The 13,247-nt window shown below is 71.9% G+C and carries 11 protein-coding genes; 6 read left to right on the top strand and 5 right to left on the bottom strand.

What is annotated here, in order from left to right:
* The first annotated feature begins 6 nt into the window (after nt 1-6).
* The 4 genes from ACSC1Q_RS34780 to helR all read left to right on the top strand — a co-directional run bounded on the left by ACSC1Q_RS34780 (nt 7) and on the right by helR (nt 6,770).
* Nucleotides 7-1,989: a hypothetical protein gene (locus tag ACSC1Q_RS34780; RefSeq protein ID WP_436762962.1), complete on the top strand. Its 1,983-nt coding sequence runs from the start codon at nt 7-9 to the stop codon at nt 1,987-1,989.
* A 222-nt stretch (nt 1,990-2,211) separates the two neighbouring features.
* Entirely contained in the window at nt 2,212-3,285 is a 1,074-nt protein-coding gene (locus ACSC1Q_RS34775) for a permease (protein ID WP_436762961.1), read from the top strand.
* Between the two features lie 52 nt (nt 3,286-3,337).
* On the top strand, nt 3,338-4,141 hold the full coding sequence (locus ACSC1Q_RS34770) for a TIGR03943 family putative permease subunit (protein ID WP_436762960.1): 804 nt from the start codon (nt 3,338-3,340) through the stop codon (nt 4,139-4,141).
* A 478-nt stretch (nt 4,142-4,619) separates the two neighbouring features.
* The gene (helR, locus tag ACSC1Q_RS34765) at nt 4,620-6,770 is read left to right on the top strand and encodes an RNA polymerase recycling motor ATPase HelR (protein ID WP_436762959.1); all 2,151 of its coding nucleotides are present in this window, start codon (nt 4,620-4,622) and stop codon (nt 6,768-6,770) included.
* A gap of 131 nt (nt 6,771-6,901) precedes the next feature.
* Here helR and ACSC1Q_RS34760 read toward each other — a convergent pair whose 3' ends face one another.
* From ACSC1Q_RS34760 to ACSC1Q_RS34750, 3 genes are all read right to left on the bottom strand, one after another.
* Nucleotides 6,902-7,267 carry a hypothetical protein gene (locus ACSC1Q_RS34760; protein WP_436762958.1) on the bottom strand — a complete coding sequence of 122 codons (366 nt, stop codon included), beginning with the start codon at nt 7,265-7,267 and terminating at the stop codon, nt 6,902-6,904.
* Nucleotides 7,268-7,633: 366 nt separating this feature from the next.
* Entirely contained in the window at nt 7,634-8,824 is a 1,191-nt protein-coding gene (locus ACSC1Q_RS34755) for a hypothetical protein (RefSeq protein WP_436762957.1), read from the bottom strand.
* Between the two features lie 154 nt (nt 8,825-8,978).
* Nucleotides 8,979-9,575, bottom strand: coding sequence for a DivIVA domain-containing protein (locus tag ACSC1Q_RS34750; protein WP_436762956.1), 597 nt, complete (start codon nt 9,573-9,575; stop codon nt 8,979-8,981).
* 288 nt (nt 9,576-9,863) lie between these two features.
* Between ACSC1Q_RS34750 and ACSC1Q_RS34745 the strand changes: the two genes are divergently transcribed.
* Together ACSC1Q_RS34745 and ACSC1Q_RS34740 are read left to right on the top strand one after the other, a co-directional pair.
* Nucleotides 9,864-10,307 carry an ArsR/SmtB family transcription factor gene (locus tag ACSC1Q_RS34745; protein ID WP_436762955.1) on the top strand — a complete coding sequence of 148 codons (444 nt, stop codon included), beginning with the start codon at nt 9,864-9,866 and terminating at the stop codon, nt 10,305-10,307.
* Between the two features lie 4 nt (nt 10,308-10,311).
* Nucleotides 10,312-11,385 carry a cation diffusion facilitator family transporter gene (locus tag ACSC1Q_RS34740; RefSeq protein WP_436762954.1) on the top strand — a complete coding sequence of 358 codons (1,074 nt, stop codon included), beginning with the start codon at nt 10,312-10,314 and terminating at the stop codon, nt 11,383-11,385.
* Here ACSC1Q_RS34740 and ACSC1Q_RS34735 read toward each other — a convergent pair.
* Together ACSC1Q_RS34735 and ACSC1Q_RS34730 are read right to left on the bottom strand one after the other, a co-directional pair.
* The gene (locus ACSC1Q_RS34735; protein WP_436762953.1) at nt 11,382-12,155 is read right to left on the bottom strand and encodes an ABC transporter ATP-binding protein; all 774 of its coding nucleotides are present in this window, start codon (nt 12,153-12,155) and stop codon (nt 11,382-11,384) included. The two genes, ACSC1Q_RS34740 and ACSC1Q_RS34735, sit on opposite strands and share 4 nt — an antisense overlap.
* Complete coding sequence (locus ACSC1Q_RS34730) at nt 12,152-13,243, bottom strand: FecCD family ABC transporter permease (RefSeq protein WP_436762952.1); 1,092 nt, start codon at nt 13,241-13,243, stop codon at nt 12,152-12,154. The genes ACSC1Q_RS34735 and ACSC1Q_RS34730 overlap by 4 nt, the downstream gene beginning before the upstream one ends.
* Between the last annotated feature and the right edge of the window lie 4 nt (nt 13,244-13,247).

The raw sequence follows: 13,247 nt of genomic DNA, 5'->3' as shown, positions 1-13,247 counted from the left end.
GGCACGATGAGCAGCTCAAGCTCGAAGAGAAAATCGTCGCGGCGCAGGTCCACCCGCCCCACCGGCACCGGCTCCTCCGGCGACTCGTCCCCGGACTCCTCGAACTCCTCCGAGGACGAGGGCGGGGGCGAGGGCGGGGACGACTGGGCCAAGATCGAGAGTGACATGGCCGCGCTGAGATTCGACGACGACGAGGCGGCGGCCGAGACGACTGAGACGACCGGGACGACCGACCCGGAGATGCAGGCGATCCTGGACCAGCTGGACGCGTTCGGCCGGGGAGAGTCCTGGGATGCCTGGCCGCCCCGGCGGGAAACCCGGCCGGAGACGTCCGCGCCCGGGAGCCCGCGGGAGACCAAGGAGATCAAGGAGACCGACGAGACCGACGAGTTCGCCACAAGCAAGCGGGAACTCTTCGCGAAACCCGACTTCTCCGCCTATACCGGCTTCCAGGCACCCTCCGCCGTCCCCGCGTCGACGGTCCCGCTGACGCTGCACCCGAGATTCCAGGCCTCGGACGACGGCACCCCCATCTACCTCCGGAGCAAGGACGGCGGCCTCGGCGACGCCAGGGAGGATCCGCTGAGATTCGCCGACTCCATCTGGTACACGATCGGCGGGCCGACATCCGTCCGCGACGCCAGAGGCGTGCCGATGGTCGCCTGCGGCTGGATACTCGACTCGACGTCCGACAACGAGTACCTCATCGGCCGGGACGCCCTCGTCGAGGAGACGTACCAGACGACACTGCGCGCGATAGACGCGAACGACAAGGAGTACGACGCGGAGCTCATGGGATTCTGGACGAAGTTATTCGAACCACTCCAGAAGCTGACAATGGTGGAGCTTCCCTTCCAGTTGTTCGCGGTCCCCAGGTCCGCGATGAACCAGCGCAGGCTCGGCGGCACCCGGCTCATCACCGTCCAGCCGGGAACCTATCCGAAGATCGAGCTCTTGAACCGGAGGCTGGACTCCACGCAGTACTCCCCGTTCAGCCTGGTCATCGAGGTGAACGGGGAGGAGCTGGTGGTCGTCCCCGACACGATCGTCAACGCCCTGCTCCCGTCGGAGGAGACGAACACCTCCGAAGAGAAAACAGACAAGCCCGACGCGTCCGAGGCGTCCGAGGCGTCCGACGACAACCCGCTGCAGGACGTCGAGACACCACCGCAGGTCGCCGAAGCGCTGCAGCAGGCCACGGAGGCACAGCAGACCGTGCCGGAGCCCGCGAGGGCGCGGGCGGCACGGCTGAGCGCGGAGCAGATCGTGGCCTTCTTCACCGGCCGCGCCGAGTTCAGGCGCTACGTGGACCTGCCCCCGCGACCCGACTGGCTCCGCGACGAACACGTCCACTACGTCACCCAGGACCAGCTGGGCGCGCTCCTCGTCCTCGACAGGATGCCCGCGAACCCCGAGGAGATCGAGACCGCGCGCGCGGACGACGGGTTCGCCATGTCGAAGACCACGAACGGCGTCCAGATCGACGGCCACATCTACATCCGGGAGGACCGCACCGGCGCCGGCACCGAATACCACGAGACGGTCCACAAACTCTCCCACCCCGCCATACGGGAGATCTTCGGCTTCTGGTTCAACGAAGGCCTCACCGAGCACTTCACCCGGCTGCTCATGGACAGCGGGGAACTCGTCCGCGACAAGGACCAGTACGGCCAGCAGCAGATGGCGATCACCGCGCTCATGGACCACGCGGGGGTGACCGAGGCCGAACTGGCCGGCGCCTACTTCCGAGGTGAGCTCCAGCCGCTCTACGACCGGGTCGCCCACGTGGCCGTCCACCACCCGTTCAGTCCCGGCAGCCCGTTCAGCCTCGACGGCTACGCGGCGCGCGTCGACGACAAGCGCTCCTTCGCGGCGCGGCAGACGCTCATGACCGCCTGCGGCCACACCCCGCCCCCGGACGCCCCGAACACCCCGGACGACGGCACCACGACGACCACCGCCGACACCGGCCAGGACGACGACCGCTGACCCGCTCCGGCATGACGGCCGCCGTCTTCGGCACCGCCGCCGACCACGATGGGGTCGGCGGCGGGCGTGCCCCCGCCGGGACCACCGGGCGCGACCGGGTCCGATCATGGCAGGTCAGGCCGGAACGGCGGTTCCCGGGGTTCTGGTCGATCTTGAAATCATGCCCGCCCTCACAATGCAGACCGTCTCGACCCGCCGGGACGGTCTGCCACGATAGAGCGCGTGTCCGAACTTCGAACCGGCCCGCGCGACGTGGACGCGTGGGCCACCGACGAGAGCCCGTTCCCCCCTGACTCCTGGGGACGTACGAGTTCGGCGGGCCCGGCGGGCCCGGTGGGCCCGGTGGGCCCGGTGGGCGCCGCCCTGCCGTGGGGGTTCGCGCTCGTCATCGTCCTGCTGGTGGTGGGCCGCCTCGCTCTCGCGCCGCACCTGACGGCACCCGCGCTGCGGACGTGGGCCACGATCTTCGTGGCGATCTGCGTGCAGGCGTTGCCGTTCCTGGTCTTCGGGGTGGCGCTGTCGGCGGCGATCACGGCGTTCGTCCCGGCGTCGTTCTGGACCAGGGCGCTGCCGAGGCACCCGGCCGCCGCCGTACCGGTCGCCGGGATGGCCGGGGCGGTGCTGCCGGGGTGCGAGTGCGCGTCCGTCCCGGTCGCGTCGGGCCTGATGGCCAGGGGGGTGGCCCCGGCCGCCGCGCTGGCGTTCCTGCTCGCCTCCCCCGCGATCAACCCGATCGTGCTGGTCGCGACCGCCGTCGCCTTCCCGGGGCAGCCGCTGATGGTGCTGGCCAGGTTCGGCGCCTCACTGACCGTGGCGGTGCTGGTCGGCTGGCTCTGGCTGAGGTTCGGCCGCGCCGACTGGCTGCGGATCCCCTCCCGGCCACACGGCGACGGCCCGAAGTGGGTGCAGTTCGGCGAGGCGATGCGGCACGACCTGCTGCACGCGGGCGGGTTCCTCATCGTCGGCGGGCTGGCCGCGGCCACGATGAACGTCACGGTCCCCCGCGAGTGGCTGACCGCGATCGCCGAGGTGCCGTGGCTCGCCGTCCTGGTCATGGCGCTGCTGGCGGTGCTGCTCTCGATCTGCTCGGAGGCCGACGCGTTCGTGGCCGCCTCGATGACCGCGTTCTCCCCCACCGCGAAGCTCGCCTTCCTGGTGGTCGGGCCGATGGTCGACCTGAAACTGATCGCGCTGCAGGCCGGCACGTTCGGCAGGGCCTTCGCCCTCAGGTTCGTCCCGGTGACCTTCGCCCTCGCCGTCCTGGTGAGTGTCGTGTTCGGCCGGCTGCTGCTGTGACGCCCCTCTCCCCCTCGCGCCCCGTCATGGCGGAAGGAACCCGCGCTCCCCGATGAACCGTGTGACCCAGAACCTCGTCCTCACCCTGCTGGGCTGCGCCGTGCTGCGGATCTCGGCGTTCTCCACGACCTACCTCAACTACGTCAAACCCGGCTTCCGGCCGTTCCTGATCGGCGCCGGGGCGGTGCTGGTGGTCCTCGGGCTCATCGGGCTCTTCCAGGCGACCCGGGCCAGGGCGACCGCGGCGAAGGAAGCCGCGTACGAGCACCCGCGTGAGCACGACCGGCCCGCCGAGAGCGAGCACGGGCCCGGGAACAGCGACGGCGACACTGGTGGTGACGGGCACGACCACGCGCACGGCGGCCCCCGGGTCGCGTGGCTGCTGTGCCTGCCGGTGTTCGCGATCTTCCTGATCGCGCCGCCCGCGCTGGGCTCGTTCGCCGCCTCCCGCGACGACACCCCGCCGCCCCGCGACCGGACCCTGGGCTCCTTCACCCCGCTCCCCGGCACCGGCGCCGTGGAGATGACCGTCGGCGACTTCATCGGCCGCGCCTGGGACGACGACAAGAAATCCCTCACCGGCCGCGAGGTGAAACTGACCGGCTTCGTCTCCCCCTCCAAGAAGAAGGGCCAGTGGTACGTCACCCGCATGCAGATCGCCTGCTGCGCCGCGGACGCGTTCCCGCTGAAGGTCGCGGTCAGGGGACTGCAGGCACCGCCCGCCGACACCTGGGTCGAGGTCACCGGCACCTGGATCCCGCAGACCTTCGGCAAGATGACCACCGGTGTCATCTACCCCCAGCTCACCGGCAAGAGCCTCACCAGGGTCGAGGCCCCCGACGAGCAGTACGAGTGACGCCGCGGGGCACGTACGGGCTCAAGGATCACGGGTGATCCTCCCGAGGAGGTGGCCCGTCCGCAACCGGCGAGGATCTGCAACGGGCGGAGAGTGGAAAGGGGATTAGCCACTCCTTTCCACTTTTAACGTATAGCGCACCGGGGGGCTTGCGGCAAGACCCCGGTCGTACCGCATAATCGTCCGCCGGGGCCGGAACCTGCGGAAACGGGGAGACGAAGTGCGTGTGTCACCGACGACGCCCGGCGCGATCGGCCGGGAAAGGCCGCCCGCGTCCGGGTGAACCCCGCGGGACCGGCGAGCCAGGACCCGGAACGCGAGAACCCGAGAACCTGCGAGCCCGCAAGCCCCGGCGACCCGGACCGGCGGCGGCCACGAGGGCGGAGCGCGGCCCGGCACGGCCGCCGGGTTCGTCACGCCGGTCCGGCCCCCTGCCACGCACGACGGTCGCACGCGACCTCAGATCGGAGCCGATGACGTGAACCCGCTGACCACCAGCGCGTTTGACCTTCCCGACCACCTCTCCCCCAAGGCCGGCCCGGCGCTGATCGCCGGTGACGAGCGGCACTTCGCGGCCATCGCCGAAAGCCTCGAACAGTCGATCACCGACCTGTCCGGCCGCCTCGACGCCGAGCGCAGGGCGCCCGGCGGCAAGGGCCGGCAGGTGCTGGACCGGGACCTGGAGGTCCACCGGCTCACCGCCCGCCTGCGCGCCCTGCGCCGCTTCGGCCTGGACCTGTGCCTCGGGCACATGGTCGGCGCGGACGACCCCGAGCCCGTGTACATCGGACGGCTCGGCCTCACCGACAGCGCGGGCCGCCGGCTGCTGCTCGACTGGCGCTCCCCCGCGGCCGAGCCGTTCTTCGGAGCCACCCACGCCAACCCGATGGGCCTGGCGAGCCGCCGCAGGTACCGCTGGACCCGCGGCCGGATCAGCGACTACTGGGACGAGGTGTTCGGCGCGGACGGGTTCGAGGGGCACGCCGCGCTCGACGACCAGTCCGCCTTCATCGCCAGCCTGGGCGCCGACCGCTCGCCCCGGATGCGGGACGTCCTCGGCACCATCCAGGCCGACCAGGACGCCATCATCCGCGCCGGATCCCGCGGCGCCCTCGTCGTCGACGGCGGCCCGGGGACGGGGAAGACCGTCGTCGCCCTGCACCGCTCGGCCTACCTCCTCTACTCCGACCCCCGCCTCGGTCACCACCGGGGCGGCGTGCTGTTCGTCGGCCCGCACCAGCCCTACCTGGCCTACGTCGCCGACGTCCTGCCCAGCCTCGGGGAGGAGGGCGTACGGACCTGCACCCTGCGCGACCTCCTCGCCGAGGGGGCCGAGGCGACGACCGAGGCCGATCCTGAGGTGGCCCGCCTGAAGTCGTCCGCGGACCTGGTACGGGCGATCGAGCCGGCCGTCAGGTTCTACGAGAACCCGCCCGCCGAGGGGATGACGGTTACGACCGACTGGTCCGACATCCGGCTGAGCGCAGGCGACTGGGCCGAGGCTTTCGAGGCGGCGGAACCCGGTACGCCGCACAACGAGGCGCGCGACCGGATCTGGGAGGAGTTGCTCACGATCCTGACGGACCGGCACGGCGACGAGGAGGTCCCGGCTCACCTGCTCCGCAGGTCGCTGCTGCGCAACAGGGAGCTGCTCACCGTCTTCAACCGCGCGTGGCCGCTGATCGAGGCGGCCGACCTCGTCGGGGACCTGTGGTCGGTGCCCGCCTACCTGCGGATGTGCGCCCCCTGGCTCGGCCCCGACGAGGTCCGGCGGCTGCGGCGCGAGAACGCCCAGGCCTGGACGGTGTCGGACCTGCCGCTCCTGGACGCGGCGCGGCAGCGGCTCGGCGACCCGGAGGCCTCACGGCGCAGGCGCCGCCACGAGGCCGCTGTCGCGGCCGAACGCGAGCGCATGGCCACGGTCGTCGACGCCCTGCTGGAGGCCGACGACGACGGTGAGGGCGCGGTGACGATGCTGCGCGGACAGGACATGAGGGACGCCCTGGTCGACGAGACCGTGGTGCCCGGCGCCGAACCGGACCTGCTCGCCGGCCCGTTCGCGCACATCGTCGTGGACGAGGCCCAGGAACTGACCGACGCGGAGTGGCAGATGCTGCTGCTGCGCTGCCCGTCCAGGAGCTTCACCATCGTCGGGGACCGCGCCCAGGCCAGGCACGGGTTCACCGAGTCGTGGCGGGAACGGCTGGAGCGGATCGGGCTCGACCGGATCGACCTGGCCTCCCTGAGCGTCAACTACCGGACGCCGGGAGAGATCATGGCGGAGGCCGAGCCGGTCATCCGGGCCGTGCTCCCGGACGCCAACGTGCCGACGTCCATCCGCGGCGGCGACGCCCCCGTCGTGCGCGGGACCGTCTCGGAGCTGAACTCGATCCTCGACACCTGGCTCGCCGCGCACGCCGACGGGATCGCCTGCGTCATCGGCGATCCCACGTTCCGGGGGACGTCCCGCGTCCGGTCGCTCACCCCGGAGCTGGCGAAGGGGCTGGAGTTCGACCTGGTCGTCCTCGTCGACCCGGAGGCGTTCGGCGAGGGCGTCGAGGGAGCGGTCGACCGCTACGTCGCCATGACCCGGGCGACCCAGCGGCTCGTCATCCTCACGAGCCCCTGACGCCCGCCGGGCGGACGCCCGCTCCCCGCCGGGCCGGTGGCGTTCCCGGACGCCGGCACGTCACCGGTCCGCGTGGGCTTCGGCGGCGTACGCCGTGGACGGCACCGCGAGGGCACAGCCGGGAGGGGACCCTAGTGGTGGCCGTACGGCCAATGGTGGTGGCCGCCGGGCCAGGGGTGATGGTGGTGATGACCGGGCCAGGGCTGGTGACCACCGGGCCAGGGCTGATGACCTCCGGGCCAGGGGTGGGGGTGACCACCGGGCCAGGGCTGGTGACCGCCCGGCCAGGGTTGGTGACCGCCCGGCCAGGGGTGATGGTGATGACCGCCGGGCCAGGTGTGATGGTAGTCGCCGGGGGGAGGGTCGTTCGCGAGAAGACGTGCCGGGGCGGCCTCCCGGGGTGTCGCGCTCGCCCCGGCGGGCTGGGCCGACATCGTCATGACGACGATGAGGCCGGAGGCCATCAACGCGCCGGTGGCGAGAGTCTGCTTGAACATGAAAGATCACTCCGTGTCTGATGTCTGATGTCTGGACCCGGTCTGCTTTTCGGGGCCGACAAAGCACCAATGCAGTTTCCGGAAATATGTTGAATCGACGTCACGTAAGACGCTAGTTCCCGGACCTCTGGACGTTCGCCCCAGGTAAGACAAAGCCTTGGTCCGGGAACATCACCGAGAAGAAAGCCGCAGGCCGGCCGAGGCCGGGGACCACAGATCTGGCCTCGGTGACGAATCCGGATTAAGCCCTTATAATCAGACAAAAAGCGACCTAATTGCCCTCGCCTCGTACTGCCGCCACATTTCCTCGCCGGTACCGGCGGGTTCGCCGAACCAAAGCGATGCCGGATACAACATGATTGGCGGTCATTTGGCGATGGCGTCGAGCAGATAGCGGCGTTGCCACTCGGTCAGGTCACCGATGTGGCGGCTGGCGTCGATCCCGCCCGCCGTGAGAAGCCTGGTGATCTCGGCGGGGCTGTGGCCGGGAAGGAGGGACAGGAGCCATCCGACCCAGGCGTTCCTGACGACGTCGTCGGTGCGGGCCAGCACCTCGGTCAGGGACATCCGCCCGGTGATCACCGCTTCGCGCAACTGAGCCTGGGTCAGCGGAGCCGATGGCCGGGCGGTGGGCGTGGAGGTGGGCGTGGAGGTGGACGAGCCGGATGAGCCGGGCGCCGCATGGCCCGCGACGTGGGATCCATGCCCGGTTCGCGGGTGGTCCTCACCCAGCACGCCGTGCGTGGCGACCAGGAGGACGCCCCCGGTGACGGCGACGCCCGCGGCGATGGCCAGCTGGCGTCTAGACAGCCGGCCGCCCTCCTGTCCGGCGGCGGCGAGCCTGAGTCCGACGACCGCGGTGCGCAGCAGCACACCGGTGACCATGCCGAGCAGGAGCGGCACGGCCCGGCCCGGCAGCGGGGCGACGGTGGCGATCAGAATGCCGGCGGCCGGGCTGAGGCAGGAGACGACCAGCCACGGAGCCAGGCGCTGCCCGGCCATGTCCAGCAGGGCGGCCAGCGCCAGTCCCTCGCTGGCCGAGTGGACCATGAGGGCGATGACGACCACGGCGGAGGCGGTCAGGGCCAGCGTCGCGCCCTCGATCGCCCGGTGCAGGGTGAGGGCGGCCGCGGTTCCCATGCCGCCGAACAGGGCGGCGTCGACGGCCTCCTTGACGCGGCGGTGCAGGCCGGGCGCGTGCCTGCCGCCGACCGCCCTGGATCCCCCGTGCCCGTGTCCGTGCCCGCAGCCCTTGCGGGTGAAGTAGGTGATCACCAGGAAGCCGAACACGACGGCCAGCCCGACCGCCCACAGGGGTACCCCCGTTTCGGTGGCGTCTCGCCAGGCGTCGGGCAGCAGGTCGACCAGGGCGGTGATCAGCATCATCGCCGAGGCGATCGCCAGCCACACCGTCACCCTCGCGGAGTCACGCCGGGCCAGCCACGCCCCGGCGAGCGTGGACAGCGACACCAGCAGCACCGCGGCCCACGCGCCGGTACCGGGAGAGGCTCCCTCCAGCGCCGGTCCCAGCACCGACGCCCCTTCGGCCGTCACCATGTCCCACCACCTCCTGTCGGGCTCTTACCGGGATTGGACCGCGGAAGGTCGCGAACCGGCCGACGGGTCGCTCCGCGCTCTTCGGCGGCGTCGTCCGCGGGCGTGTCCGCCGGTGTGTCGCAGGCCGGCGACGACACCGGCCACCGGCCGGCGGTCACCGGCGAGGGGGCGGTGTCATCCCCGGCTCACCGATGTCGGCGAGTTCACCGAGCAGGCTCCGCAGCTGGTCGACCTGCGCCTGCAGGCTTCGCCTGAGCCGGTCGCCGTAGTCGGCGGCGAAGGCGTTGAACTCCTCGGTCCGGCGTTCCAGCTCCTGCCCGCAGGAGGCGTGCACCTCCTGCCGCAGGACGGCGGCGCGGTCGCGGGCCTGCGCCACGATCACCTCGGCCTGCCGCTCGGCGGCGGCCAGCATCCGGTCGGCACTGTCCTGGGCCATCGCCATGACGCGCGTCACGCGCTCCTCCGCCGGTCCGGCCTGCCTGGCGGCGCGTTCGGCGGCGGTCGCCCGGGCGTACAGCTCCGCGTTCTCCTGTACGAGCACGGTGAAGGCGGTCTCGACCTGGCCGAGGAAGGTGTCCACCTCGGCCAGGTCGTAGCCTTCGCGCAGCCGGACCACGGTGAACACCTGGTTGCGCACGGCGGCGGGGCTCAGCCGGCTCACGCCGGTGGAAAGGCCCGCACCGAGCGGAGAGGTGGGGGTGTGGTCGATCTCATCGAGGGAGTCGGGGGTGTGCCCGGGCTCGTCGTGCATGGCCTTTCACGTGACCTTTCACCGTGGTTTTCGAAACGTGACCGGGAACGGCGGGATCGGGACCGGCGGGATCGGGAATCGGTGTCGTCCGGCCGTCGCCGTGTTTCCCTTCGATCGGCATCTGTTCACCGGCGCGAAGTCGGAGGCCGGTCAGGTCGAGGGCGCTTGACCTGCGATGTTCACGAAGGGTAATTTCCTCATTACCAAACGCTTAAACATATGAGCAACCGAGCACACATCCATTGCGACCTGCGGCCCTTGTCCCGACGAGGAAAAGAGGTAGGCGTCGTGACCTCCCGAACCACGGTCCGTGCCCCCGCGGACCTGACCGGCCACTCCCCCGCGGACCTGGCCGCGCGTCCCGACGCCCCCTCCGGCTCGGCGGTGGGCGCCGAGCGGGTGCAGAGCGTCCGGCGGGCGCTGCCGGCCGAGCAGGTGGTGCAGGAGCTCGCGCGGGTCTTCGCACTGCTGGCCGACCCGGGAAGGCTGCGGCTGACGGCCGCTCTGCTGCACGCCGGAGAGATGTGCGTACGCGACCTGGCGGCTGTCACCGGCCAGAGCGTGTCGGCCACCTCGTGCGCGCTGCGGCTGCTGCGCGCCCACCACGTGGTGCAGGTCCGCCGCGCCGGGCGGCTGGCGCACTACCGGCTGGCCGACTCCCACATGCGGATGCTGTTCGCCCAGGCGATCACCCACATCGGGCACGAAACAGGCACCCACCACGGGGAGTGAAGCGATGGCCGAGCACGGGCACGCGGGCGGGCAGGGCACCGGACACCGGCACGGACACAGGTACGGGCGCGGGCATGGACACCGGCACGGACACGGGCACGGGGTGAGCGCGGAGGCCGATCGCCGCTATCTGACCGGAGCGCTGGCGCTGATCACCGGATTCATGGCGGTCGAGGTCGTCATCGGCTTCGCCGCCCGCTCCCTGGCCCTGATCTCCGATGCCGGGCACATGCTCACCGACGCCGTCGCCATCGTCTTCGCGCTGATCGCCATGCGGATCGCCGCCCGGCCGCCCCAGGGCGGCTTCACCTACGGGCTCAAACGCGCCGAGATCGTCTCCGCGCAGCTCAACGGCATCACCCTGCTGCTGCTGGCCGCCTGGTTCGTCTTCGAGGGCGTCCGCCGCCTGATCGCCCCTCCCGACGTCGAGGGCCTGTACGTGGTGGTGACCGGCCTGGCCGGAATCGTCGTCAACCTGGCCGCCACCTGGCTGCTGTCCCGGGCCGACCGCTCCGGCCTCAACGTCGAGGGCGCCTACCAGCACATCCTCAACGACCTGTTCGCCTTCGTCGCCACCACGGTCGCCGGAGCCGTCGTCTGGCTCACCGGCTGGACCCGGGCCGACGCGGTCGCCGCCCTCGTCACCGCCGCGCTGATGCTCAAGGCGGGCTGGGGCCTGGTCCGCGACGCGGGCCGGATCTTCATGGAGGCGGCCCCCGTGGGCATGAGTCCCGCCGAGGTCGGCACCAGGACCGCCGCCCTGGAGCACGTCGTCGAGGTGCACGACCTGCACATCTGGGAGGTCACCTCCGGCTACGCCGCGCTGTCGGCGCACATCCTGGTCACCCCCGGCGCCGACTGCCACACCGTGCGCCTGGCCGCCGAGCGGATGTTCCACGACACCTACGGCATCGAGCACGTCACCCTGCAGGTCGACCACGCCCCGCCGGGGCTGCTGACCATCGGCGACGCCGCTCCCCACTGCGCCGCACCGCACGGTCCCGCCCACCTCGGTCCCCCTCGGCACGACGGCGCCGCAGCCACGCCCTCGGCCGGCCACGTCGAGGCCGGCGATTAGGCGGGCACCACGATGGGCGTTCCGGCGACCGGGTCGGGGACGATCACGCAGGAGAGGCCGAAGACCTTCTCGACCAGCTCGGCGGTGATCACCTCGGCCGGGGACCCCTCGGCGGCGACGGCGCCGCCGGCCATGGCGATGATGTGGTCGCAGAAGCGGGAGGCGAGGTTGAGGTCGTGCAGCACGGCGACGATGGTCTTGCCCGACTCGGCGTTGAGCCTGCGCAGCAGCCGCAGCAGCTCCACCTGGTGGTTGATGTCCAGGAAGGTGGTGGGCTCGTCGAGCAGCAGCAGGTCGGTGTCCTGGGCGAGCGCCATGGCGACCCAGACCCGCTGCCGCTGCCCGCCGGACAGGGCGCGCAGCGGGCGGTCGATCAGGTCGGCCGTGTCGGTCGCGGCCAGCGCCCGGGTCACCGCCTCGTGGTCGCGGTCGCTCCACCGGCGAAACCAGCCCTGGTGCGGGTAGCGGCCACGCGAGACCAGGTCGGCGACCGTGATGCCGTCGGGCGCCACGGGGGTCTGCGGCAGCAGGCCGAGCACCTTGGCCACGTCGAGGGTGCTCAGCTCGGTGAGCGTCCTGTCGTCGAGGTAGACGACTCCCTCGCGTGGCTTGAGGAGCCGGGCCAGGCCGCGCAGCAGCGTCGACTTGCCGCAGGCGTTGGCGCCGACGATCGCGGTGATCCTCCCGTCGAGTACGGAGACGTCGAGGCCGGTGATGACGGCCCGGTCGTCGTAGCCCAGGGACAGGCCCTCGGCGCGCAGCCGGCTCATCCGCCCGCTCCTTGTCTGTTCGTGGTGGCGAGCAGCCACAGCAGGTACGGTGCGCCGACCGCGCCGGTGACCACACCGGTGGGCAGCGCCACCGGCAGCAGGTGCACGGCGACCAGGTCGGCGGTGAGCAGGACCGCCGCGCCCACCAGGGCGGCGGCGACGATGCCGCCGGTGGCCGGGCCCAGCAGCCGGTTGGCGATCGGTCCCGCGACGAGCGCGACGAAGACGAGGGGCCCGGCCGCCGCGACGGCCAGCGCGACCAGGATCACCGCGGTGGCCAGCAGGCCGGCGCGGGCGAGCTCGGTGGGCACGCCCAGTCCCCGCGCGGCGTCGTCGCCGAGTTCGAGCACCCGCAGCTGCCGTTGCAGCAGCATGGCCAGGGGCAGCAGGACGACCAGCGCGCCGAGCAGGAGCCGCAGCTCGGTGTCGCTGGCCTGCCCGACCGAGCCGGTCAGCCAGTGCATCGCCTGGCGCGCCTCGAACAGCTGGGCGCGGGTCAGCACGAACCCGGTGAGCCCCTCGAAGAAGGCCGCCACGCCGATGCCGATCAGGATGAAGCGGTAGCCGCTCACGCCGTCGCGCCAGGCGAGCACGTACATCAGCAGCGCAGCCACGACGGCCCCGCCCAGCGCGAGCCCGGCGATGGCGAGCCCGCTGACGTGCAGGAACACCAGGCCGGTGACCGCGGCCAGGCTGGCGCCGGAGGAGATGCCCACGAAGTCGGGTGAGGCGAGGGGGTTGCGGAGCAGCTGCTGGAAGATCGTCCCGGACGTGCCGAGGGCGAGCCCGACCGAGAGCGCGGTCGCGGCGGTGGGCAGCCGCAGGCCCAGGACGACGAAGTCGAGGCTCGGGTCGTCGATCGTGCCCAGCAGCGACCCGATCACCTCGGCCGCGGACAGGCGGAAGCTGCCCACCATCATCGTCACCACGAACAGGGTGGCGACGACCGCGGCGAGCGCGGAGGTCACCACCGCGATCCGGGCCGTACGGCCGCGCCGGGTGGCGCGGACCGCGCCGGAGACGGCCGCGAGGGTGTCGCGGCTCTCGCGGCTCTCGTGGGTCTCGTGGGTCTCGTGGATCGTCGCCATCGCC

The sequence above is a fragment of the Streptosporangium heterodermiicola genome (assembly GCF_051390675.1).
In the GTDB taxonomy this organism is placed as follows: domain Bacteria; phylum Actinomycetota; class Actinomycetes; order Streptosporangiales; family Streptosporangiaceae; genus Streptosporangium.
Note: the sequence above shows the minus strand (reverse complement) of the source record. Positions and strands in the feature narration are given on the sequence as shown.